Genomic DNA, 23559 nt, shown 5'->3' on the forward strand with positions numbered 1-23559 from the left:
AGCCTTTTCCACCTTTTCTATTTGCTGGTTTCATGGTATATTGATTACGTTCGTTTTTTCTATCGTTCCGTGTAAACCGTGATCGGAAAAAAGGAGTGTAACAATGAAAACATTTATAAAAGAAAGAGGACTTGCCTTCTTCTTGATAGCGGTCGTGTTATTGTGGGTGAAAACATATGTCGCTTATATTTTAAACTTTAACCTCGGCATAGACAACACGATCCAGAAAATATTGCTTTTTGTGAATCCGCTGAGCTCCAGCTTGTTCTTTCTTGGATTTGGGCTTCTTTTCAAGAAAAAATTACAGCAGACAGCCATTATTGTGATTCATTTTTTATTGTCTTTTTTGCTTTTTGCAAACATCGTCTATTATAGATTCTTTAATGATTTCATTACCATCCCGGTCATGATGCAGGCAAAGACAAACGGCGGCCAGCTCGGAGACAGCGCGTTCTCGTTAATGAGATGGACAGACGCCTTCTACTTCCTGGATACCGTCATTTTGATTATTTTGGCCCTTAAGATGAAAAAACCGGCTGAAAAACCGGTGAAGAAATCATTCAGAATCGTTTTGGCTTCCGCCGTGCTTATGTTCCTGATCAACCTCGCCGTCGCGGAATCCGACCGTCCTGAGCTTTTGACACGCTCATTTGACCGTAACTATCTGGTGAAATACTTGGGCACGTACAACTTTACGATTTACGATGCCGTGCAGAATGTGAAATCAAACAGCCAGCGCGCGCTTGCCGATTCAAGCGATGTAACGGATGTGGAAAACTATATGAAGGCCAACTATGACGTGCCGAACAACGTCTACTTCGGAAAAGCCGAAGGAAAAAACGTCATCTACGTCTCATTAGAGTCTCTGCAATCCTTTATCATTGACTATAAAATTAACGGCAAGGAAGTGACGCCGTTTTTAAACAAACTGGCGCACGATAATCAAACATTCTACTTTGATAACTTTTTCCACCAAACGGGACAAGGTAAAACATCTGATGCGGAATTTATGATGGAGAACTCTCTGTACCCGCTTTCGCAAGGTTCGGTTTTCGTCAATAAAGCGCAAAACACGCTGCAGTCCGTTCCTGCGATCTTAAAAGGCAAAAAGTACACGTCTGCCGCTTTCCACGGAAATACGCAGACTTTCTGGAACCGTAACGAAATGTACAAAGCGGAAGGCATCGATAAGTTTTTCGATTCCGCTTATTATGACATGAGCGAAGAAAACACGAAAAACTACGGCATGAAAGACAAACCGTATTTCAAAGAATCCATGCCGCTCTTAAAGAGCCTGCCGCAGCCGTTCTATACGAAGTTCATTACGCTGTCCAACCACTTCCCGTTCGGAATGGATAAAGAAGACACGGACTTCCCGGCGGGAGACTTTGGCGATTCAGTCGTCAATAACTACTTCCAGTCCGCGAACTATCTGGATGAATCAATTGAACAGTTCTTTCATGACCTGAAAAAAGACGGCCTGTACGATAAGTCGATTATCGTGATGTACGGAGACCACTACGGCATCTCCGAAAACCATAATAAAGCGATGGCGAAAGTGCTCGGCAAAGATGAGATCACTGAATACGACAATGCCCAGCTTCAGCGGGTGCCGCTCTTTATCCACGCTCCCGGCGTGAAAGGCGGCCGCAATCATAAATTTGCCGGTGAAGTCGATGTCGCGCCGACCGTTCTTCATCTGCTCGGCGTCGATACGAAAGATTATCTCATGTCAGGTTCAGATATCTTATCGAAAGAGCACAGAGAAGTCATTCCGTTCCGTAACGGAGACTTCATCTCACCGAACTATACGAAAGTGTCCGGCAAGTATTACGATACGAAAACCGGAAGACTTTTAGATGATTCAGAAGTCGACAAAAAAGAAGACTCTCTCGTCAAGACTGAGCTTGAAATGTCTGATAAGATCATCAACGGCGATCTGCTTCGTTTCTATCAGCCGAAAGGCTTTAAGAAAGTGGACCCTTCACAATTTGATTATACGAAACGTGAAGATTCCTCAGCAGACGATCAAAAAGAATAAACAAAAGCCAGATCATATCAATGATCTGGCTTTTTTATGTCCAGCTCCCGGCGGCGGCCATAGAGCGCTTTTGCAGGCTGTCGGAAAGAACTGAATAAGCGACGACTTTCTTTTTCTGCTGTTTGACAACATCTACATGATCTTCGTAGCTGTATACAAACACCGTCACATCTTTTTTCCTTTTCTCGTCTTAATGACAAGCGGATCGGCTCCGTTTTGCGGATGAAGATAACGCTCTTCATCCCCTGGGTATATATAATGCCGTTCGATAAACACGGCTTCGTTAAAATCATCAATCACCCGGCGTTTGTCTTCGCCTTCCAGACGTTTTCCGCCGAGGGAAACGGCAGCGGACGCGTCACTGAGCTTTGAATGGGTTTCAAACTTGCGGAGGATCCATTCCACCGCTCCGGTAGGAAGGCATGTCAGCACAATCTTAATCAGGCTTATGACAACAATTGAAACAACTGCAATCCATGTCACCTTACATCATCTCCATACTTGTTCTACATGAATCTTAACATAGAAGAAAACGTTGTTTTTTGTACATTATGTGAAACTTGATATATGTTCAAAAAAAATCCGGATCACATAGGTGATCCGGATTTTTCAAGTCTGCTTCTGGTCGTCAAGGCGGACGGCTTCTCTCAGCTCTTCCGCGACAAATTCGACGTTCGGCCCGATAATGACCTGTGCCGTTTTATTCCCCGTTTTGATAACCCCTTTTGCTCCCGCTTTTTTAAGCGCCGCCTCATTAATGAGAGACGTATCCTGCACGGTCAGCCTGAGGCGGGTCGCACAGTGATCAATCGTTTCGAGGTTTTGCCTGCCGCCGAGCCCCTTGAGCATGGCATGTTCTTCGACGGAACCGGCCGTATCTTCACTAAGCACTTCTTCCTCTTCCTCATCATCTTCCCGTCCCGGCGTTTTCAAGTTTAACGTTTTGATGAGCATATAGAATACGACAAAATAGATCACTGCATAACAAAGCCCGACAACGAGCAGCAAAAGCGGTTTTTCGGCAATGCCGTAGCTGAGGAGATAATCGATCGCCCCCGCCGAGAATGAAAAACCTGACCTGATTCCGAGAACATTCACGATAAATAAAGAGAACCCGGTTAATATAGCATGAACCCCGTACAAAAGCGGTGATAAAAACATAAATGCAAATTCAATCGGCTCTGTAATTCCGGTAATAAATGCCGTCAGCGCGAGACCGATCATCATTCCGGCCGTCGCTTTGCGCTTACTTGGCTTAGCCGCGGCAATCATTGCCAGACATGCGGCCGGAAGCCCGAACATCATAATCGGGAAGAATCCCGTCATATAAGTTCCCGCCGTCGGATCCTTCGCAAAGAAGCGGGCCAGATCTCCCGTTTTTCCGTGAAAATCGCCAAACTGGAACCAAAAAATATTATTCAGCACATGATGAAGACCGAATGGAATCAAAAGCCGGTTAAAAATCCCGTAAATCCCGGCGCCGATTCCGCCAAGCCCGATCATCCATTCCCCGAAAGACGTAATCACCGACTGAATCGGCGGCCACACAAATCCGAAGATCCCCGCCAAAATAATGGTAATCAGCGCCGTTACAATCGGAACGAGCCGGCGCCCGCTGAAAAACCCGAGATATTCGGGCAGCTTCGTATCCTTAAAGCGATTATACGTGTATCCCGCAATTAACCCCGCGATAATCCCTCCGAAAACGGCCATATTATTTGTCGAATTGATTGATTTTACAGCCGCGTCCAGCATGATATAAGAAATGGCTCCCGACAGAGCGGCGGCCCCGTTGCTGTCTTTGGAAATCCCGATCGCGATTCCGATCGCGAAAATCAGCGGCAGATGATCAAATACCGCGGTCCCCGCCGCGTAAATGAACGGAATATTTAATAAGTCCTCTCTGCCGATGGCCAAAATAATACCAACGGCGGGCAGAACGGCAATCGGAAGCATAAATGATTTTCCGAGTTTTTGCAAAAATTGAAGCATTTTACCCATCCCCCTTCTTTTTCTTAAATATACCACATAAGTTATCTAGTGATCTATACCAATTTTCCTTCATTTATTCACATAAGGCTTGTTGGTTTTCTATTTATAAACCAGTTGTGGTAAGCTTGAATCAGATGATTAAAAATAGAAAGCGGGAATGACAATGATTGTAACGAACGATCAAGAATTAGAAGGCCTTAAAAAAATCGGCAGAATCGTCGCGCTGGCGCGTGAAGAAATGAAGAAAAAAGCCGAGCCCGGCATGAGCACGAAAGATCTTGACCTGATCGGAAAGGCTGTGCTTGACGAGCACGGAGCCGCTTCCGCTCCGGAGAAGGAATACGATTTCCCGGGCGTGACATGCATCAGCGTAAATGACGAAGTCGCTCACGGCATCCCGAGCGCCTCTAAAATCTTAAAAGCCGGAGATCTTGTAAATATCGATATTTCGGCGGAGTTCGGCGGTTTTTATTCCGATACGGGAATTTCATTTGTACTCGGAGAAGGCGATGAACGTCTGCAAAAGCTTTGTAACTGCGCAGCATCCGCATTTCAGAAAGGATTGGATCAGGCAAAAGCAGGCAAACGCCAAAACCAGATCGGCAGAGCCGTCTACCATGAAGCCCGCTCCAACGGATTTACCGTTATTAAAACGCTGACGGGCCACGGAATCGGCAGAAACCTTCATGAAGCGCCGAACCACATCATGAATTACTACGATCCGTTTGATAACGCGCTGTTTAAAAACGGAACCGTGATCGCGCTTGAGCCGTTTATTTCCACGAAAGCGGAAACGATTGTTGAAGCGGGAGACGGCTGGACGTTTAAAACGCCGGATAAAAGCCTTGTCGCCCAAGTGGAACACACCATCGTGATCACAAAAGACAAACCGATTATTTTAACTGCATTGTAATGTTTCATCTCCCTTCCAAACAGGTATACAACAACTAACCCGAAGGAGGGAGACGCATGAAAAAAGATAAAGAAAAAATCAAAATCGAAAACGAAATACACGCCATGCACGGCGTAACGAAACAGCAGATTTTAGAGGATTTCGAGGAATTTAAGGCGTACCTTCATCAGAAAATTTCCGCCGGAAAAAAACTGGGTCTGGATGACAGCAAAATCATCAAAAGCGCCGCCATCCTCGGGGACTATCTCGCCAAACACGAGGAGCCCCGCAATGCGGAAGAAAAACTCTTACAAGAACTGTGGGACATTGCGGATGACAATGAAAAACAGCATTTGGCCCAGCTTCTCGTCAAACTTGCCGGACACTGATACAGTGCCCGGCTTTTTTATGCTCCGTTATAAGAGTTGTGCTACACTGGACATATGTCTGTGAAAGGAGCCATTTTTCAACATGTGGTTTATTATCTTCGGGTTTATTTTCTTTATTGAAAGCATCATTCTCACCGTTTACGGGGTGAAGAAAAAGAAGGGGATGCTGATTTATTTCGGCGTCGTTTTCGGAATCATGACACTCGGAACGGTGCTGTTAAAATTAACCGGCCATTAAGCATGAAAAGACCGCCCTTTACATATATATGTAAGAAAGCTTTACATCTCTGAATCGAAAGTCTCAGTTTTTGCATTATCCCTTTTCAGCGTCTTTTTATAGATGTTACAATGCCAAAAGTTTGGCAAAAGCTGAAGAAACCTCCCCAACGGGAGAACGGAGAAAGGAGTTTTCTGACATGCATTATGGCAGTAAAGGCTGGTATGTAGAAGAGTTAAAGAAAAAAGGAATTACCCACTATGAAGGAAGAAAGCTTCAAAGCTTCAAAAAGTACTTCCTTGCCAATCTGCTGGAAACAAAAAAACAAGCATAACGTAAATCAGCCGTGCTGTCAGTGCAGCACGGCTTTTTTTCTATACATTAGTGAGCCTGTCCCTTTTTTTAAGGAAGGACTCCCTCCAGCTTTCTGACAGCGCTTCTTCCCGCAGTATTTCTTCAATCGCTGACAGATTGCCTGAATCACGGTATTTCACTTCGTTCGCATACCAGACGGAAATGCTTTCTTTGCCTCTCGACAGACGCTTGAGAACGGGACGCGGATCGACATATCCTTCTTCAAGCACCCTGAAATAAAAGCCGGTAAATCCCGTCTGCTGTACACGGAGCACCATATCTTTGATGCCATATTTGAGCGCGAGTTTGACGCAGGGCTGGCGCGGCTGGCTTACTTGAACGACGGCTTCCCCCAGCTGAAAGACGTCTCCGATCCACACGTCTTGTTCGGCCAGTCCTTTGACCGTTACATTCTCTCCGAACGCGGCGGCGGGAAGTTTTCTCGCGAGCGTTGTTTCCCAATATGAATAATGCTCGGCGGGATACACGCACACCGCTTTATCGGGACCTCCGTGATGCTTCAGATCAGCCTGCCCGTCCCCGTCAAAATGGGTTTTATACAGCATGACGGGAGAATCTGCGGGCCGCTTGATGATGCCTGAATTGATTTGTCTGCCGGCAAATTCATGAATTGCGGGCTTTCCGAGATTGATAGATAAGACAGAATAGTCTTGCGTCATCTCGTTCACATCCTTTGCGAAATATCCTATCTTTCCTTTATCATAGTAAGAAAAAGGTGGTTTTTCCATGCTTCAGTATCATATGATTGCAGACGGCCGGGTTCAGGGCGTAGGTTTTCGCTACTTCGTCCAGATGGAAGCCGACAGACATAAGATAGCCGGCTGGGTAAAAAACCGTGATGACGGCCGGGTGGAAATCCTTGCCGAAGGCCCTGAAGAGTCGTTAAAACAATTTGCCGAAGCGGTCAGAAAAGGCAGCCCCTTCTCAAATGTCACAAACGTAACCATCGAAGAATCACACCGTCTGAAAGGGTACCGCACCTTTTCCATCAGTTACTGATAAGGCTTGTCCTGATAAAAATAATTCGGCTTCACAATCGTATCGTCATATGATTTATGAAAAATGTGGGTGGAAGCCGGCGAGATCGGCGGAATCAGCCAGGTCCAGTCGCCCGTCAGCTTTCTGCCCGCGTCTTGTTCCTGTTCTTCAAAGCGCTTAAATTGATTCGCGGCCGTATGGTGATCGACAATGCTGACACCGTGTTTTTTGTATGAATAGAGCACTGCCTTATTCAGTTCCACCAGCACCTGATCTTTCCACAGGTCAGTATTCAGGCTGGCGGAAATCCCCATGACCGAAGCGGCTTTTTTGAGCATATCATACCGCTTTTCGTCAGCAAGATTCCTTGCGCCGATTTCGGTTCCCATATACCATCCGTTAAAAGGCGCCGCGTTGTACGACAGTCCGCCGATTTCAAGCCTCATATCGGCGATAATCGGAACCCCGTACCATCTGAGATTTAAATCGGCAAACTCTTCAATATCCGGATGGGTGATCGGCACTTCTTTCACGAGCGTCTGAGGCAGGTCATACCAGACCGGCTGCCCGTCCCCTTTCATCCGGAAAAGCAGCGGCAGAATATCAAAATCGGTCCGCTTCCCGCGCCAGCCGAGTTTTTCGCAAACAGCCGTCAGCTCATATGATGCCGGATCACCGACTCTTCCTTTTTCAGTCTCATATCCCGCATAGCGGATGAGCTGGTGATTCCAGATTTCCACTTGTTTCTCCCCGTTCTTCTCAGGAGGGAAAATCGTAATCGTCGGTTTAATTTTTCCGCCGTTCGTGGCGATTTCAATATGTTCAAATAATGCGTCACGCACCTCTTCTTTCGTGTTCACATTGCGCCGGTCAATGACGTTCAGCGATTGCCAGAACAGACGCCCGATACAGCGGTTGCTGTTGCGCCACGCCATTTTCGCCCCGTGTTCAAGCTCTTCCGCCGTATGGACGTAACTTCCCGTCCGCTCTATCTCATCTTTTATCGCGTGCAGTCGCGCGTTGATTTGCGATTCCATTCCGAGTTCCCGATAGCAGACATCAATAAAATCCTTCGCCTCATCCCAAAGTATTTCCGTATGTTTCAAAAAACTCTCTCCTTCAATTTACATCTGTTTCCCATTGTATCGTTTTTAGGTGTGAACACAATGGTTTTTTGTATCATACTGGAAACTGCAAAGAAAAAACACCTGTGATTTTCGCAGGTGTTTCACAAAACGGAATGCAGTTTTTCAGCCAGTGTAAGCAAATCCTCACGGTAGTTTTTTCCCGTCATCGGAATTCCGTGACCCGTCAAAAGCGCTTCCGGCTCCAGTTCCGCCAGTTTCTGAACGGATGCGGCCGCCGTCTGCGTATCCGCTGTAAAATAGGCGGGCGGCCCGTGAAGCTCTTGTTTTTGAATGACAACGTCCGCAAGCGATTCCTGTTCAACAGTGATCACGGCATCACCGGCAAGCAGCACGCGGTCTTTATCCCGGAATAATGAAATATGGCCGGGTGTGTGGCCTGGCGTATGCACCCATCTCCATTCCTCAAGAAACGGAACGGTACCGTCTGAAGGCAGTGCCTGAACGGACGGAATGCGGATCGTATGGCGCGGAAACAGCGGTGACAGCTTTGCGACAAGCCCTTTTTTCGCATCGGGCCTGGCAGGCGGATAATCCGCTTTCCCCGTGACGTACGGGAGCTCCTTTTCATGAATGTAAACCGGCACATCCCAAAGCTCAAGCAGTTCTTCAATCGCACCGACATGATCAAAATGACCGTGTGTCAAAATGACCGCCTTCAGCTCATACCCCTCTTTGAATCGGCGTTTCATTTCTTCTGTTATCATCTCCGCCGATTGAGGCATTCCCGCGTCAACCAGAATGATTTCCCGCGGAGCTGAGGGACTTTCGATAAAGTAAACATTCGCAATCTGCACGGTCAGTCCGTAAACGCCATCCGCCGCTTTAAAACCGGCGCCGCTTCTCACTGAAAAAAGCGGCATAAACGGATCACTCATCATGGCACCTCCTCTGATGCCTTTAGTGTGCGACGAACCGGGTGTTTTATGTTAAAAAATCGTGATTGCGCCGATGATGAGCGCAAAGGCCGTCATGACGATAACGGCAAGAACCGCCCATTTCATCGCAAATTTCTGGTGTTCATCAATGGTGACCCCGGCAAGCCCGACTAATAAATGCGTCGACGGCACGAGCGGGCTTAACATATGAATCGGCTGGCCGATAATCGAAGCGCGGGCGATTTCCACCTTATCTACACCGTACGCCACGGCGGTCTCAGATAAAATGGGCAGCACGCCGTAAAAATAGGCGTCATTAGGCATCAGAAACGTAAAGATACCGCTCGTTAAGGCAACAATCGCCGGAATAAAACCTCCCATCTGTTCCGGAATAAGCGATACGAGGGAAATGGCCATTTCATCAACCATCTTCGTCCCCGTTAAAATTCCGGTAAACACGCCTGCGGCAAAAATCATCGAACCGATCGCAAGCACATTGCTCGAATGGGCTGAAATGCGCTCCCTTTGATCGTTAAGTTTCGGATAGTTGACAATCAGCGCGATACAAAACGCAATGATGAACAGCACGGTTAAATTCACTTTTCCTGACACTAAAAATCCCACTAAAGAAAGCGTTAACAGTAAATTGAACCACCACAGTTTCGGCCGCTTCCATTCATCTTCCGCAGCCGCAGCCGTTTCATTTGTATGGGACGGCTGTTTTAATTCGATCACCCCGAGCCGTTTCCTTTCCATCCTTCCGAGTACATAAGCGACCACAATCATACACACCATTCCGCTCGCGATGACGGGCATCATCGGCCCCGTCAGCTCTGCCGGGTCAACGCCGAGCGCACTCGCCGCACGCGGCGTCGCGCCGCCCCATGGTATCGTGTTCATGATACCCATGCCGACCCCGGCGATTCCCGCTAAAATAATCGGACGGATTCCGAGCATGATATACAAAGGCAGCATTGCGCTTGTCGTAATCATATACGTCGTCGAGCCGTCTCCGTCCAGTGCGACAAGCATGGTCAAAACGGCTGTTCCGACTACAATTTTGAGCGGGTCGCCTTTAACCAGCTTTAAAATACGCGACACCATCGGATCAAATAAACCGGTATCAATCATAATGCCGAAATAAAGAATCGCAAATATAATCATCACTGCGATCGGCGCCACCTGTTCAATGCCGGAGATCATCATCTCGCCGACCCGGTTAAAAGAAAACCCGGCAATCAGCGCAAACACGATCGGCGTTAATACGAGCGCCGTTAACACTGAAAGCCGTTTTGTCATAATCAGCACCATAAAAACAAGCATCATAAGAAAGCCTAAGATTGCTAACACAGTATGTCCCCCTTATTATGAATACGCTTACATTTTAAAGGCCCGATCCCCTTTATCCGCCTTTTTGCTATCTTATGAGAATTGGATATTGAAGTAAATATTTTGGATTTTAAAGATTTTTAATTTTTTATAACCTTTTCGTTCATTTTGTTCATTTATAAATCAAAAGCCTTCCGCAAATATGCGGAAGGCTTATTTTTCGCTGCTCATCATCTCTTTATAGAACTCGGTCTGCTCTTCTAAAAAGCGTTTTGCGCCGCTGCTGTTTTTATAAAAGCTCTCCCAATCCCGTTTTTTCAACATTTGCTTCCACTCCGCGGATGAGGTAATCTGTTTCAAAGCCTGATCCCAATAGGCGATCTCGCCTTCGGTCATGTCTTTCGGCCCCATGATGCCTCTCCAGTGCGCAAAGACAAACGGCACCCCCTGCTCTTTCCATGTCGGCACATCGCTGAAGCCGGAGAGCCTTTTGTCAGACGTAACGGCCGCCAATGTGATTTTCCCTTTCCGATAGGCGTCTCTCGCTTCTGAAATGGTCATTGAGGCGGCGTCTATCTCGTGACTGATAAGAGCTTCAATGACTTCATTGCTGCTTCCGTATTGAAAAAAGCGGATATCAAACGGAGAAATTCCGGCCATTTCCGCCGCTCTCGCAAAGGAGAGCTGGTCATCATTTCCGAGGCCGGGCGCAAATCCGATTTTTATGCCGCCCGGATGTGCTTTAATATCGCCGAGCAGCCGCCTTCCGCTTTTTATCTTTGAATCCTTCGGAAGAGCGACGGTCTGCCACTCTTTTGCGATAATGGCCAAAGGCGTAAAATCAGCTGCCTTCAGCCGGCTTTGTCCCAAAATTTCATTGCTTAACAGCAGACTTGAATTCATACTGATGACATCCGTTTTTCGTTCGTTTACATATTTCCAGCCGCTGTCTCCGCCTCCGCCGGGTTTATAGACGATCTTAACAGGCCGGCCTAATATTTGCTTCCGCTCTATTACCGATTGCAAAGCTTTTGCCGTTACGTCCCAGCCCCCTTGAGGCGCTGCCGGAACGACAATTTCAACCGGCCCTTCAGCTGAACGGATGCCCGCCATCTGCCGTCCGTCAAAAGAAACCAGCGCCGCCAGCATGACAAGAAGCACTCCCAACCGCTTCATTTCTCCCATCCCTTATTCATGTGCTAAATAATATTTCCGTTCCGGCCTGCCGATAATGCCGTACTCTAATTCAGCGAGCGCTTCTTCCCGAGAAACGAGAAACTCGGCGTAGCGCCGCGCCGTTGTTCTGGAGGCGCCCATTTTTTCGCCCAGTTCTTCAGCCGTCATCCCTTTTTGGGACGCCCTGAGCGCGTTTTTGATTTTTTGAAGCGTAATCGAATTAATGCCTGTCGGCAGATCATTGTGCTGTTTTTGTTCTTTCTGACCGCTTCCGAAAAACATGTCGATCACGGACTGGCTCAGCTCCGGCTGTGAGTGCAGCCATTCTCTTTTTTCACGGTACTGCAAAAGCACTTCTGTAAATTTATGTGCCGACACCGGTTTTATGACATAGTAGGAAACGCCTGATCTGAGCGCTTCCTGCAGCAGCCTTGTTTCGGCAGAAGCCGTAATAATGATGATATCAACGGAAGGAAAACGGCCGCGGATAAGCGGGAGCAGATCTGTCCCCAGCTCATCCGGCATATAAATATCCAAAAGCAGCAGATCAGGCTGCCGTTTCTCAAGCAGCGATATGGTGTCTTTGGCATTGATTGCTTTGCCGATGACATTGAATCCATCAAGATGTTCGATAAATTTTTCGTGAATTTGCGCTATTCGAAAGTCGTCCTCTGCAATCGCGATGTTAATCACACCGATTCCCCCTTTGGCCTTTCTTTCGGTATAAACACCGTAAATACAGCACCGCCGCTCTTTTGCTGCGAAATCTCTATCGATCCCTGCAATTCACTGACGGCTTCTTTCAGATTGGCTAAGCCGTATCCTCTCCTTGTCCCCTTTGAAGAGTAGCCCTTTTCAAATATCGTTTCTGTTTTTTCCTGAGGCACGCCGTCTCCTGAGTCCGCCACTTCGATGACGATATCCCTGCCGATATCGGTCATGAAAAAGGATACCTCTTTTTTCTCTTTTTCGGCGACGGCTTCGAAAGCGTTATCAATAAGATTTCCGATGATCGTAATGAGCTGGGATGAACCCACATGCTCCGGCAGCGATTCTAAAAAGCTGTTTTCATCTATTGAAAGCTTCACTTTCTTCTCAGACGCCTTTCCCATTTTTCCTAATAGTATGGCCTGAACCCGCTGTGAATGAATGTTTTGAAAGAGGATTTCATGCTGTTCATTCTGGATGGCGTACTCTTCTTTTATCAGTTCAATGGCTTCATTATATTCTCCCAGCTCTAACAGACCGAGTATCGCGTAAAGCTTATTCGAGAATTCATGCGTTTGCGCCCGGAGATCCTCCGAGTATTTTTTCATTTCAGTCAGCTTGTTGATCAGTTTCTTGAGCTCCGTTTTTTCGCGGAAGCTGATCACCGCTCCGTATACTTGTCCGGTCTGCTTCATTTCTTTCACGTTTAAGATAAATACTTTATCTCCGGCACGCACCTCCACGTTCGGCGGTAATTCTCCCCCTGCCAACACCGGCATGAGCTTTGCGCCCGGCATGATTTCTTTTATATGCCTTCCGATCATCGGTTCCGGAAGATTCAGCATATCAGCCGCAGATAAATTCATCATGGTTACCGCGCCTTCTTTGTTTACGGCGATAATCCCTTCTTTCATCGCAAGGAGCATCGCATTGCGTTCCCTGTACAGCGCTGCAATTTCATGCGGTTCAAGGCCGAGTGTATCTTTACGGATGCTTTTTGCGAGCGCCGCCGCTCCCCCGATGCCGATAAGAAACACCAAACATGCAAAATAGCCTAAATGCCGCAGATGCGCTTTCATATCTTTTTCTATCTCATCTTGTAGAAATTCGACTGTCACCGTTCCGACGACTTCGTTATGATTTTTTTCCTCCAAAATAACCGGGGCGCTTCCCCGGACGGCCTTCATTCCGTCGGAAACCGGAGACCCGCCGAACATGACGGTTTTGTTTTGCAGATTTTGATTTTCTTTCGGAATACTGCTTCGGGCCGAATGAAATGCAACATGCCCTTTTTGATCAGTGATGTAGACGGCGTGCGCGCCTGCCTGTTCTTTCATTTGTTCAATGACATCTAACTTTGTAAAAGCCTCTTGATCCGCAAGCCGGAACGCCTCTTTTACGGGAGGCATATATGAAATGGTTTTTGCCGTTTGCACCGCCAGCTGTTCAGCCTGCTTCTGCCCTTCCTTTAATTGCTGAAAGGCAAATATAACCGTGAGCGTTCCGATGACAAGTATTAATAAAGCCGTAATTAATCCGGCGATTTTCATTTGCAGAGAGACATAAAACCGCTTCGCTTCCAACACAGCACCAGCCGTCCTTTCCTCCTAAAATCATACCATTTTTTAAATCTTTATTTCTCATTTTTGAGAATTTTCGTGATCTTTTTCTCTTGCGGCTTACCAAAAAGGTGATGATAGGTATATATTTACTTTTACACAATTGATATAACACATAAAAAAGACTGACCGAAGTCAGTCTGCAATCTATCAGGAAATTGTAACTCCCGCGCTTGCATATCCCGCCACTGTATTAATAAGCGAAAGGCCTGTAGCAGTGGCGGAGAATACCATTAACAGCCGGGTTTGAGGAGTTACCGCAATGTTCAGTCCTGTCGTGATTCCGTTGCTGATGCTGCCGATTGACAATACGCCGGTGAGGGGAGGAGCTAAAGTGACGGATGCTCCGGGGATCGGCGTGAACGTATTGTTCGGCACAGTAGAACTGTATAGTTGTGCGGTTATCGTAACAGTCGAGCCGACAAGCGACAATGCTGCGGTTGTACTGAAATAGGCGGCAATTGATGTAATGGTTCCGCTTCTCGGAGCAGAAAAAGCAAAGTTCAGCAGAGTTCCTCCAGCCCCGGTAAGATCAATTGCGCCTCCCCCTCCGACATTGACGCCCGTCACAGAATTGCCGAACCCGACAAGGCTCACCGTTCCGATTAATCCGCCGGCAATGGTCGTCACGGCAGTGGGAAGACCTGAAGCATAAGGAATGATCGCGCCTGCTCCGGTGATCCCAGTGGCTCCGGTTATCCCAGTTGCGCCTGTTACTCCGGTTATCCCCGTTGACCCAGTCACTCCCGTTACACCGGTTGTGCCGGTTGAGCCTGTCGATCCCGTTGCTCCTGTTACACCAGTTGAGCCCGTTACACCAGTTAGACCCGTTACTCCGGTTGAGCCGGTTGCTCCAATCGCCCCTGTTACTCCAGTTGAGCCCGTGGTTCCGGTTGCTCCAGTCGCTCCTGTTATCCCCGTTGCACCAGTCACTCCAGTTGCTCCGGTTTCTCCCGTTGAACCAGTTCGGCCTGTTGTACCTGTCGCTCCGGTTGCGCCGGTTGAACCGGTTACACCCGTTGCTCCAGTTACTCCTGTTGAGCCAGTCGCGCCTGTTTCTCCTGTCGATCCCGTTGCGCCGGTAATCCCAGTTGAGCCTGACGATCCAGTTGGACCGATCTCTCCCGTTGGACCCGTTACTCCGGTTGGGCCGATCTCTCCCGTTGGACCGGTCGAGCCGGTTACTCCCGTTATTCCCGTTGCGCCTGTCGCCCCGGATGCACCCGTTGCTCCGATGGGGCCGGTTGCTCCCGTTGCTCCCGTTGAGCCTGTCGGTCCGGTTGAACCAATTGCTCCTGTCGATCCTGTTGCACCAGTCACTCCGGTTGAGCCCGTTATTCCGGTTACTCCGGTTGCACCGGTTGAGCCTGTTACTCCAGTCACTCCGGTCGAGCCCGTGGTTCCGGTTGCTCCTGTTACACCAGTCGAGCCGGTAGCTCCAGTTACTCCTGTCGGACCAGTTACTCCGTTTGGGCCGGTTACACCCGTCGCTCCTCTTACTCCCGTTGCACCAGTTGCTCCCGTTGCACCAGTTACTCCGGTCGCTCCTCTTGCTCCGGTTACTCCTGTGGGACCCGTCACTCCTGTGGGACCTGTAATTCCTGTTACGCCAGGTTCACCCCCGGTTTGCGCCAATGAAACGTCATCTATTAAAACCGTTCCGGAAGAAACTTTACTTAATACAATGACGGCAGAGGCCGCGCCAGAAGGCACACTGCTTGTTTTATAGATTTCAGACCATGTGTGAAAGAGCACGTTCGGCAAATTTCCGGGTGTGATATTTTCTTGAATGGAACTGATTTGTTCACCTGCTGCGCTGACATAGATGATCTGGAGAGTGACTTGGGGACTTGGCTCATTTCCGAGCGTTGCGAGTGATACGAATAGAGTCACTGACTTGGCTGAAATGGGAACGATTTGACTGAGGTAAGCATATGGCTGAGCTCCAATAAATTGCGCAGAATATCTCCCTGAATGTGCAAACAAACTGTTAATCTGGGTATTTGCCGAACTCCACCCCGCTAATGTGCCGGTTTCAAAGCTTCCGTTTATAATCGGATTATTCATTCAATCTTTTTCCCTCTCCTTCCCGTTGTTGACCGTCTTACTTATTAAGACAGCATATTAATACGGGCTGTGTTTTGACAACCTAAATAAAAAAGGTGATTTCTTTTCATCACCTTAATCCGATCCTTGAATGGGGAATCCCGTCGCAATGAGGGAGCGGTTTGCCGCTGCGACTTGTGTTACGTAGTTCGAAGAAAGGACGGATAAATAGAGCTGATACGCGGCTGTTTCATCCGCCATCATTCCGTCGATGTACGTAAAAGGAATTCCTATGATTTGCCCGCCTGAAGAAAAGAGGTTCCTCTCTTGTCTCTGTGTTTGTATCGATACGCCATTTCTTTGCAGCTCGACAGCTAAGACCAATGAGAAATGAGACGCGAGCGGATCTAATTCCACATTTACTTGTATGACGGCATCCGTTTTCACCAATTGATCTGTCGGCGCAGCTATCACTGCGCTTAACACGTTTATCGGTGTTCCTTCTAACGGAATCGTCATTAGTTCTGCTGTATTTTGAAAAGCTACCGCAGGAACCGCTCCCGGCGGCCCCTCAGGCCCCGGGGGACCGGGCGGACCCGCCTCCCCTTGCGGACCGCGGGAGCCGGCGGGTCCTCTTTTGCCTTCGGGACCTCGCAGCCCGGGTACGCACAAGGCAGATCGATCTTCATCTGAAGACGGAAATCGTTTTTCCGTCCCTGTTTCCGGACTTTCATGTTCACATGGTAATTGTTCATACCGGCGTTTCATATGTCTGCTCATATATTTGTAAGGTTTCTGTTTCAATATCATGTATTGATTACGGCCGCTGCTCATATTATCACCCCGGCAATATTCTATTCGCACTGAAGTCATCATGTGCAGGCCCTTCCCATTCCTTACAGAAATAAAAAAAGGCAGACCTGAGTCTGCCTTTTTTCTTCTACCATAACCCTAATACTTTCCACCATAATCCGCCGATCACAAGCCATGTCACAATATGGACGATTGACAGGATAAAGCCGATGGACCACCATTTGCTTTGCGATATATAACCCGCTCCGAAAAAGACCGGAGCCGCTCCTGATCCGTAATGCGTCGTCGAACCGAAAAGGTTGCTGAAAAACGCCAGGCTGAGCGCCGCCAACAGCGGCGGAGCGCCTGCCGCCACGATGACGGCAAGAAATGCCGCATACATGGCGCTGATATGCGCGGTTGCACTCGCAAAGAAGTAATGCGTGTAATAATACACGACAATCAGAATCATAAATGCCACAATCCATGAAAAACCGGAAACAGATGATTTCATCATATCGCTGAACCAAGACACCATGCCGAGCTCATTCAGGAAATTCGCCAGCATCACAAGCGCCGCGAACCAAGTCAGCGTATCCCATGCACCTTGTTCCTTTTTGATGTCCTCCCATGTTAATACCTGTGACAAAAGCAAAACGGATAATCCGATCAGGGCCGTCGTCGTTGCGTCGATATTTAAGCTTCCTCCGAAAATCCACAGCGCAAGCACCAATAAAAAGACGATGACCATGGAGAGTTCGGATTTTTTAAACGGACCCATTTCTTTCAATTTTTCCGTTGCGATTTTAGCCGCGTCCGGTGTTTCTTTAATTTCCGGCGGATACAGCTTATAAATGACGAGCGGCGTAATGATTAAGCTCGCCAATCCCGGTACAATGGCCGCGATTGCCCAGCTTGTCCATGTGATGTCCACCCCTGCGACATCGTGGGCCAGCTTGGCGATCAGCGGGTTCGCCGCCATTGCCGTCAAAAACATCGCAGACGTAATCAAGTTTCCTTGAAAACCGGTTTTTAATAAGAAAGCGCCGATTTTCCGCTCTGTTCCGTCTGCCGGCGTTGATCCGAAAGTTTCGGATAATGATCTGATAATAGGAAAAATAATGCCGCCCGCCCGTGCCGTGTTGCTCGGAATGGCAGGTGATAAAATTAAATCACTGAAAAGCAGTGAATAAGAAAGGCCGAGTGTTTTCTTCCCGAACCGTTGTACGAATACGTAAGAAATCCTGGCGCCGAGCCCGGTTTTGATAAATCCCCGGGAAATAAAAAAGGCGATGACAATCAGCCAGATTGTCTTGTTTCCAAATCCGCTTAACGTATTTTCAATAGATAGCGTTCCCGTTAACGCGGTGACTGCCAATGCAAAAATTGCAATTGCGCCCATTGGCAAGGGCTTGGAGATAAAGCCGATAATTGTTGCGACAAAAATAGCGAACAAATGCCATGCTTTAGGTTCAAGTCCGGACGGCGCGGGAATAAACCAAATGATTAATCCCACAGCAACAGTAATAAGCAAAGGAATGATTTTTACTGCCTGCTGTTTTTTTGCGTCTTTTTCTGAAGCCATTACAGGTCTCCTCCTATTTTGTTGTCTTCCATCCCCTATCCCATTTTACTACTTAACTAAGTTAATAAACGTTTTTGTTAATTAAAAAACACAAAGGAATATTTTCCTTTGTGCTTCTTGTTTATTATTTTAATATACCCGACCCGGCTTTAGATATAACATCTGATTTTACATTTGATGATGAGCCGATGAAACCGTGCAATGACGGTGTCCAGCCGACGGACTGACTTAATCCGTTGGCGGCTGACGCGTTGATGGAGGCGCCGTTTAAAAGAGTGCCGTCTTCATGAAGCGCTTTTCCGCCGCTGAAGACGCTGATGACTTTATCAGCAGCCAGTCCCGGCACTTCAAAGACATTATTCTGGGCATATATTTTTGACGCGTGGCCTGCGCCCCACGCATAGCTGAACGGGTATGCGGCGCTTTTAGAGCCTGCGTAAAAATTATTATAAATATGAACCTGCCCGTACCGGACCCGCGGTGCGCGCTGGACGATGTTCTGGTAATAGTTATGGTGAAGGGTCACCTTCAGTTTTCCTTCATCCGACGTCTTGCTGTCGCTGTTTCCGATGACGGAGCCTTTGTCATGGTCATGATATTTATTATAGGACAATGTAATATAATTCGCCCCGTTGGCTATATCCGTCTGGCCGTCATGGTGCTGATATTTTCTCCCGTAATAGTAAGGAAAACCGCTGTCGGGATTCGATCCGTCATTAAAGGTGCAATGATCGATCCAGATGTGCGTCGCGCCGTTAATGGTGATATTGTCATATTCCGAGTTCCAGTTGCCGCTGCTGCCGTCCGTCGGGTCCCATTGCGGAAAATAGTCGTAAGCGTCTTGAAATTCAATGTTGCGGATGATGACATTGTCGACGCCGTTCTTTATATTAAAACTTCCGCCTGTCACTTTGGCATTTGAACCCGAACCGATGATCGTCGTATTTGAAGGAATGTCAATCACGACCCGTGCTTTCTGGTTTTTTTGAGATCGCTGTCTGGCGTCTTCCTGGGTGCCTGACGGCGCTTTTTTCCCCCATTTGTCCGGGTCGTACGCCTTCAGATAAGCGTTGAGATCATATGCCGGATCCTTATAATCATTAAAGCCGAGCGTTTTATTCCGGTCGTCCGTATTCATATTGATTGTGCCTTGTATGTAAATAATCTTCGGCGTGCTGTTGGCGCTTCCCCCTAATGCAGAAACGAGCTGCTGTCTGTTTGATACGGTGTAGACATTCGATGAAGAGGCTTTCGCGCCGCCGGTTGTCCCGCCGGAAGCGGCTCCCCAGCCGTCATTTGTTCCTAACGTCTGCCGTCCCAGGTCAGCGGCATAGACGTCCGCAGGGCTCATACATAAACAAACCGCCAGCATAAATAACATTTTTTTCATGAATTGTGCTCCTCCTGATTTTTCATTCCAATTTATTACAATTGAATTCTATCAAATCAGTTGAGAAACGGCACCGAAAATGTACAGCATGTGCCTTTCGGTTTTATTGCGGAAACCGCAAAAAAATCCCAAGGGACCGAAAACCCCTTGGGATCTGTTCAGCTTACGCCCATGATTTTACTTTTTCGTTATCCGTGACAAACAGAAGAACTTTTCCTTCATCTAAGCGCTTTTCAAATTGTGATGCTTCCTCTTCTGAAAAGCCGATTTCATGAATTTTGTTGCGGAGCTCGTCGCCTTTTTTATTAAACATATTGCCGACCGCGTGTTTAATGCCCGTTTCTTTCGCTCCGATGGTATTGACATCAGTATTATCTGCCAGACGGTCCGTTCTGTCGTCATCATGAGAAAGCACATATACGTCTTCTTTTGCGACACCCAATTGCTGAAGCTCTTTTACGTCCTGCATCAGTTTTTGATCATTTGTATATTCTCTTACTACCGGTTTCATTGATAAGTCCTCCCTTTTGTTTTTGTATATTGGATGTTTACCCGCTCAACCAAAGGTCAAACAAAAGAAAGAGAGTTCCGGGAAAAAACGGGCAGATTGTCGCTGGATATTTTCCGGCGGGACATGTTACAGTAGGGAAAGCTACATTTATCAGAAAAATAAAAATCTTCATGAGCCGATTAAGCAGGGAGGTGGTTCCTATTCATTACTTTTCACCGGAACAGCGATTTAACGCTTGGGTTGTCAGTGATTTAGTGAAGCAGGTATTCCGCCGGCATACCCGCTGCCCGGATGGAATAAAAGAGCTTACGGTCTTTGCTGAAGATACTTTTCATATTAATATCGATTTCGTTTTCTCTATCATTATCAATATCGGTGATATCGAATCCGTTCTGCCGAAAGAAATTGAAAATAAGCTGGGTTCTTATCTGACCGCGCTTCAGCCCGTCATTACCGCTGACATGCTTCATTCTTCAAAAACGAATGCCTATGAATATTTGGAACATGAGAAAAACACCGATGTGTACCGGTTATTCTTTTAAATACGCATATAAGGAAAGAAGGGCCCGGGCCCTTCTTTTTTGTTGCCGGCGGACGGTTTGATTTTGTATTCGGGAAATGGTTCGTGTTACATTTGGAACAAACACTCATGTTGAAGGAGGATGCATCATGCCGAAAAATCAGCAGCAGATTCAATTGGCAAGACGCCCCAAAGGCGTTCCCGTCCATGACGATTTCCGCTTTGAAACGATTGCCGTTCCCGAACCGAAAGACGGCGAAGTGCTTGTGAAAACGAGTTATGTGTCCGTTGATCCGTACATGCGCGGACGGATGCAGGATACAAAATCATATGTAGAGCCGTTCGCTTTAGATGAAGCCATAACAGGCGGAGTGATTGCCGAAGTTCTGACAGACGGCGATAAGCTGAAAAAAGGAGATGTTGTGATCGGAAATCTCGCATGGCAGGAATATTCAGCCGTCAATGAGTCCGCCCTCCGCAAGTTGGATACGGATATCGCACCCGCCCAGGCGTATCTCGGCATTTTAGGGATGACCGGACTGACCGCTTACTTCGGGCTGCTCGATATCGGCCGTCCGAAAAAGGGCGAAACCGTCGTCGTTTCAGGGGCTGCGGGCGCCGTCGGCTCAACGGTCGGGCAGATTGCCAAAATCAAAGGCGCGCGGGTTGTCGGCATCGCCGGTTCTGACGAAAAAATCGCGTACCTGAAAGAGGAGCTTCAATTTGATGAAGCCATTAATTACAAAACGGCGGATGATATTCAAAAAGCGCTTGAACAGGCATGCCCTGACGGCGTCGATGTCTATTTTGACAATGTCGGCGGACCGATTTCAGATGCGGTGATAAACCTGCTGAATGAATTCGCCCGCATTCCGGTATGCGGAGCGATCTCTTCATATAATACCGAAAGTGAAGAGGAAGACATGGGCCCCCGCGTCCAGCCGAAGCTGATCAAAACAAAAGCGCTGATGCAGGGGTTCATCGTCAGTGATTATGCTGACCGCTTTTCCGAAGGCGCGAAACAATTGGCCGAATGGCTCAAGGACGGGAAGCTTCATTATGAAGAAACGATTACGGAAGGATTCAGCCATATTCCTGACGCGTTCCTCGGCCTGTTTAAAGGAGAAAACAAAGGCAAACAGATCATCAAAGTCAGTGATCTAAGTTAACATGATGATGAAAAAAGGAGGGCTTTGTCCCCTCCTTTTCTGCTTTTTCGCATCAGCCGCGAAGAATCAAAGTCAGAAAGCCGTCTTCATCAGGCTCCGTATCTTCCAAAGTGAATCCCGCTGCTTGAAAGCAGGCTAAACTGATTTGATTGTCTTTTTCGATGCTTGCCGCCCATTCCCGCACGCCGGTAAACCCAGGATCAGTCAGCAGTTTTTGCAAAATCTGTTTTCCGTACCCTTGAAGCTGGTACAAAGGATTGACGATCAATCCGATATACGCCCGTTCCTCCACAAACTCTATAGAGACCATTCCTGCCGGAAGCTGCCCGTCATATGCCATAATGACAGTATCGTCTTCATCTTTATTCAATCGTGCATACCACGCGTCTAATGGCAGCATCGCATCCATTCTCCGTCTGATGTTATCGTTCTTAAACCAGTGTTCAAGTATTTTCAGCTCACGTTCCTTCAATATTTGAAATCGGTCTATTGAACCCATCTTCCCACTCCCCCACCCGAACCTTTTCTATTATTTTACAATAAAAAAAGAAGGGCTTCCCGCCCTCCGTTTCTTATTTCTCAGATAATTTTCCGCCTGAATAAACAGCCTCTTTCAGCTCAATTCCGAGTGATTTGGCCATTTTTTCAGTTTGGATTCTTCCATCGGCGTGACAAGGCTGAGTACGGTTCCTTCTTTACCGGCCCGCCCCGTCCGGCCGGATCTGTGGATATATCCGTCTTCATTCGGGATGTCCGCGTGAATGACGTACGGAAGATCATCGATATCGAGTCCGCGCGCCGCAATGTCAGTCGCCAGAAGCAGCGGAAATTCTCCCCGTTCAAACGCTGATAATATCTTTGCCCGCTCCATTTTTTCGCTTCTCCGTGCAGGATGCCGAGATCCACATGGTGATAGGCGAGTTTTTCCGCATAGACGCTTAAATTTCCGATATCTCTGACAAACACGAGCGCCTGCATGCCGTTCAGCCGTGACAGCTTTTGCAAAAGCTTCACTTTATCCCGCTGATCGCAGACGAGATATTGATGCGTGACGCGCGCTTTTTCCGCCGTATTCCGCTCCACTTTCAAAACGGCCGGTTCATGTGCGATGGCATTCAGCACCTCTTCTGTCTCCGGCTGCAGCGTAGCGGAAAAGCTTAAAAGCTGTCGGTCTTTCAGCGTCGTTTTAATGATTTTTTTCATCGTTTCGCGGTGTTCCTTTGTCACGAGCTGATCCGCTTCATCAAGAACGATCGTCTTGACTTCATGCATTTTCAGCTTTTTCGCCTGAATCAATTCGAGCACCCTGCCCGGTGTGCCTGCAATGATATGCGGTTTATTTTTGAGCTTCTCCACCTGCTTTTTCACGTTTGCCCCGCCGATCAAAGACAAAGCGCGAAGATCGGAGCCTTTTTTCCACTCCTGAATCACTTGAAAAATCTGCATCACAAGCTCGCGGGACGGCGCTAAAATGATCACTTGCGGATGTTTCTGTTCCGGGTTGATCCGCTCCAGAACCGGAAGCGTGTACGCCAATGTTTTTCCCGTTCCCGTCGGGGATTCGGCAATGACGTCTTTCCCTTCCATAATCACCTGAGCGGCTTTTTCCTGAATAACGGTCGGCTCCTGAAAGCCTGACGCCTCCCAGTTTTCGGCGATAAATGGTTGTGTATGCTGTAAAAATGGCCATGTTTGGGTCATGTCGTTCTCCTCAATTCTTAAAATCTACTCCATAGTATCTCAAATGCACGCGCCAAACGCAATTTTCTTTTTCCTTCCAAGCCTTTTAACAAACGGTCTCCTCCTT

At 47.7% G+C, this 23559-nt stretch carries 22 protein-coding genes and 2 pseudogenes; 8 read left to right on the plus strand and 16 right to left on the minus strand.

Translation table 11 applies throughout. The annotated features are described in order from the left end of the window. The first annotated feature begins 103 nt into the window (after positions 1–103). Positions 104–2041 carry a lipoteichoic acid synthase gene (gene ltaS, locus D368_RS18950; RefSeq protein WP_015417024.1) on the plus strand — a complete coding sequence of 646 codons (1938 nt, stop codon included), beginning with the start codon at positions 104–106 and terminating at the stop codon, positions 2039–2041. A gap of 34 nt (positions 2042–2075) precedes the next feature. Here ltaS and D368_RS18955 read toward each other — a convergent pair. Then, positions 2076–2524 (minus strand): annotated as a pseudogene (locus D368_RS18955) (YfmQ family protein). 126 nt (positions 2525–2650) lie between these two features. After that, positions 2651–4033, minus strand: coding sequence for an N-acetylglucosamine-specific PTS transporter subunit IIBC (gene nagE / locus D368_RS18960; protein ID WP_012117066.1), 1383 nt, complete (start codon positions 4031–4033; stop codon positions 2651–2653). A gap of 163 nt (positions 4034–4196) precedes the next feature. On the opposite strand from nagE, the gene map reads away from it, so the two are divergent. From map to D368_RS18980, 4 genes are all read left to right on the plus strand, one after another. Continuing rightward, a complete protein-coding gene (gene map, locus D368_RS18965; RefSeq protein WP_007408490.1) occupies positions 4197–4946 on the plus strand; it encodes a type I methionyl aminopeptidase in 750 nt (249 codons plus the stop codon). 56 nt (positions 4947–5002) lie between these two features. Further along, on the plus strand, positions 5003–5314 hold the full coding sequence (locus D368_RS18970) for a DUF3243 domain-containing protein (protein ID WP_003155607.1): 312 nt from the start codon (positions 5003–5005) through the stop codon (positions 5312–5314). Between the two features lie 82 nt (positions 5315–5396). Further along, positions 5397–5552, plus strand: coding sequence for a hypothetical protein (locus tag D368_RS18975; RefSeq protein ID WP_003155608.1), 156 nt, complete (start codon positions 5397–5399; stop codon positions 5550–5552). Between the two features lie 178 nt (positions 5553–5730). After that, a complete protein-coding gene (locus D368_RS18980; protein ID WP_003155609.1) occupies positions 5731–5865 on the plus strand; it encodes a YflJ family protein in 135 nt (44 codons plus the stop codon). Between the two features lie 40 nt (positions 5866–5905). Here D368_RS18980 and D368_RS18985 read toward each other — a convergent pair whose 3' ends face one another. Beyond that, positions 5906–6565, minus strand: a complete 660-nt coding sequence (locus tag D368_RS18985) for an MOSC domain-containing protein (RefSeq protein ID WP_015239385.1) — start codon at positions 6563–6565, stop codon at positions 5906–5908. A gap of 67 nt (positions 6566–6632) precedes the next feature. On the opposite strand from D368_RS18985, the gene D368_RS18990 reads away from it, so the two are divergent. Then, positions 6633–6905: an acylphosphatase gene (locus D368_RS18990; protein ID WP_003155611.1), complete on the plus strand. Its 273-nt coding sequence runs from the start codon at positions 6633–6635 to the stop codon at positions 6903–6905. Here the strand turns inward: D368_RS18990 and nosA are convergent. The 11 genes from nosA to D368_RS19045 all read right to left on the minus strand — a co-directional run bounded on the left by nosA (position 6899) and on the right by D368_RS19045 (position 20063). After that, positions 6899–7990 (minus strand): nitric oxide synthase, encoded by a 1092-nt coding sequence (gene nosA, locus D368_RS18995; RefSeq protein ID WP_015417020.1) that lies wholly within the window; start codon positions 7988–7990, stop codon positions 6899–6901. The two genes, D368_RS18990 and nosA, sit on opposite strands and share 7 nt — an antisense overlap. Positions 7991–8112: 122 nt before the next feature. Further along, complete coding sequence (locus D368_RS19000) at positions 8113–8907, minus strand: MBL fold metallo-hydrolase (protein ID WP_015417019.1); 795 nt, start codon at positions 8905–8907, stop codon at positions 8113–8115. Positions 8908–8958: 51 nt separating this feature from the next. Continuing rightward, positions 8959–10257: an Mg(2+)/citrate complex secondary transporter CitM gene (citM, locus tag D368_RS19005; protein ID WP_015417018.1), complete on the minus strand. Its 1299-nt coding sequence runs from the start codon at positions 10255–10257 to the stop codon at positions 8959–8961. Between the two features lie 192 nt (positions 10258–10449). Then, positions 10450–11412 carry a tripartite tricarboxylate transporter substrate binding protein gene (locus D368_RS19010; protein ID WP_031378873.1) on the minus strand — a complete coding sequence of 321 codons (963 nt, stop codon included), beginning with the start codon at positions 11410–11412 and terminating at the stop codon, positions 10450–10452. A gap of 12 nt (positions 11413–11424) precedes the next feature. Beyond that, entirely contained in the window at positions 11425–12105 is a 681-nt protein-coding gene (locus D368_RS19015) for a response regulator (RefSeq protein ID WP_015417016.1), read from the minus strand. Then, positions 12102–13706, minus strand: coding sequence for a sensor histidine kinase (locus tag D368_RS19020; protein WP_015417015.1), 1605 nt, complete (start codon positions 13704–13706; stop codon positions 12102–12104). The genes D368_RS19015 and D368_RS19020 overlap by 4 nt, the downstream gene beginning before the upstream one ends. 183 nt (positions 13707–13889) lie before the next feature. Next, positions 13890–15806 carry an NTTRR-F1 domain gene (locus D368_RS19025; RefSeq protein ID WP_033574970.1) on the minus strand — a complete coding sequence of 639 codons (1917 nt, stop codon included), beginning with the start codon at positions 15804–15806 and terminating at the stop codon, positions 13890–13892. Positions 15807–15920: 114 nt separating this feature from the next. Then, a complete protein-coding gene (locus D368_RS19030) occupies positions 15921–16619 on the minus strand; it encodes a hypothetical protein (protein ID WP_031379289.1) in 699 nt (232 codons plus the stop codon). Between the two features lie 106 nt (positions 16620–16725). Continuing rightward, the gene (locus tag D368_RS19035; protein WP_015417012.1) at positions 16726–18162 is read right to left on the minus strand and encodes an anion permease; all 1437 of its coding nucleotides are present in this window, start codon (positions 18160–18162) and stop codon (positions 16726–16728) included. Between the two features lie 124 nt (positions 18163–18286). Then, complete coding sequence (locus D368_RS19040; RefSeq protein WP_128575046.1) at positions 18287–19552, minus strand: pectate lyase; 1266 nt, start codon at positions 19550–19552, stop codon at positions 18287–18289. A 163-nt stretch (positions 19553–19715) separates the two neighbouring features. Next, positions 19716–20063 carry a YflT domain-containing protein gene (locus D368_RS19045; protein ID WP_003155650.1) on the minus strand — a complete coding sequence of 116 codons (348 nt, stop codon included), beginning with the start codon at positions 20061–20063 and terminating at the stop codon, positions 19716–19718. Positions 20064–20254: 191 nt separating this feature from the next. Between D368_RS19045 and D368_RS19050 the strand changes: the two genes are divergently transcribed. Both D368_RS19050 and D368_RS19055 read left to right on the plus strand, forming a co-directional pair. Next, positions 20255–20605 carry a DUF3212 family protein gene (locus tag D368_RS19050; RefSeq protein WP_050515827.1) on the plus strand — a complete coding sequence of 117 codons (351 nt, stop codon included), beginning with the start codon at positions 20255–20257 and terminating at the stop codon, positions 20603–20605. Between the two features lie 127 nt (positions 20606–20732). Beyond that, entirely contained in the window at positions 20733–21752 is a 1020-nt protein-coding gene (locus D368_RS19055) for an NADP-dependent oxidoreductase (RefSeq protein WP_033574968.1), read from the plus strand. Positions 21753–21804: 52 nt separating this feature from the next. Here the strand turns inward: D368_RS19055 and D368_RS19060 are convergent, their stop codons facing one another. Further along, entirely contained in the window at positions 21805–22251 is a 447-nt protein-coding gene (locus D368_RS19060) for a GNAT family N-acetyltransferase (RefSeq protein ID WP_033574967.1), read from the minus strand. 73 nt (positions 22252–22324) lie between these two features. After that, positions 22325–23453, minus strand: a pseudogene (locus tag D368_RS19065) (DEAD/DEAH box helicase). Positions 23454–23559 lie beyond the last annotated feature (106 nt).

It is taken from the genome of Paenibacillus lentimorbus NRRL B-30488, assembly GCF_000411595.1.
GTDB lineage: Bacteria > Bacillota > Bacilli > Bacillales > Bacillaceae > Bacillus > Bacillus velezensis.

Bases quoted from the DNA above. Each gene is read 5' to 3' on its own strand.
- ltaS (WP_015417024.1), top strand. From the start codon at position 104: ATGAAAACATTTATAAAAGAAAGAGGACTTGCCTTCTTCTTGATAGCG.
- nagE (WP_012117066.1), bottom strand. From the start codon at position 4,033: ATGCTTCAATTTTTGCAAAAACTCGGAAAATCATTTATGCTTCCGATT.
- map (WP_007408490.1), top strand. From the start codon at position 4,197: ATGATTGTAACGAACGATCAAGAATTAGAAGGCCTTAAAAAAATCGGC.
- D368_RS18970 (WP_003155607.1), top strand. From the start codon at position 5,003: ATGAAAAAAGATAAAGAAAAAATCAAAATCGAAAACGAAATACACGCC.
- D368_RS18975 (WP_003155608.1), top strand. From the start codon at position 5,397: ATGTGGTTTATTATCTTCGGGTTTATTTTCTTTATTGAAAGCATCATT.
- D368_RS18980 (WP_003155609.1), top strand. From the start codon at position 5,731: ATGCATTATGGCAGTAAAGGCTGGTATGTAGAAGAGTTAAAGAAAAAA.
- D368_RS18985 (WP_015239385.1), bottom strand. From the start codon at position 6,565: ATGACGCAAGACTATTCTGTCTTATCTATCAATCTCGGAAAGCCCGCA.
- D368_RS18990 (WP_003155611.1), top strand. From the start codon at position 6,633: ATGCTTCAGTATCATATGATTGCAGACGGCCGGGTTCAGGGCGTAGGT.
- D368_RS19000 (WP_015417019.1), bottom strand. From the start codon at position 8,907: ATGAGTGATCCGTTTATGCCGCTTTTTTCAGTGAGAAGCGGCGCCGGT.
- D368_RS19010 (WP_031378873.1), bottom strand. From the start codon at position 11,412: ATGAAGCGGTTGGGAGTGCTTCTTGTCATGCTGGCGGCGCTGGTTTCT.
- D368_RS19025 (WP_033574970.1), bottom strand. From the start codon at position 15,806: ATGAATAATCCGATTATAAACGGAAGCTTTGAAACCGGCACATTAGCG.
- D368_RS19030 (WP_031379289.1), bottom strand. From the start codon at position 16,619: ATGAGCAGCGGCCGTAATCAATACATGATATTGAAACAGAAACCTTAC.
- D368_RS19035 (WP_015417012.1), bottom strand. From the start codon at position 18,162: ATGGCTTCAGAAAAAGACGCAAAAAAACAGCAGGCAGTAAAAATCATT.
- D368_RS19040 (WP_128575046.1), bottom strand. From the start codon at position 19,552: ATGAAAAAAATGTTATTTATGCTGGCGGTTTGTTTATGTATGAGCCCT.
- D368_RS19045 (WP_003155650.1), bottom strand. From the start codon at position 20,063: ATGAAACCGGTAGTAAGAGAATATACAAATGATCAAAAACTGATGCAG.
- D368_RS19055 (WP_033574968.1), top strand. From the start codon at position 20,733: ATGCCGAAAAATCAGCAGCAGATTCAATTGGCAAGACGCCCCAAAGGC.
- D368_RS19060 (WP_033574967.1), bottom strand. From the start codon at position 22,251: ATGGGTTCAATAGACCGATTTCAAATATTGAAGGAACGTGAGCTGAAA.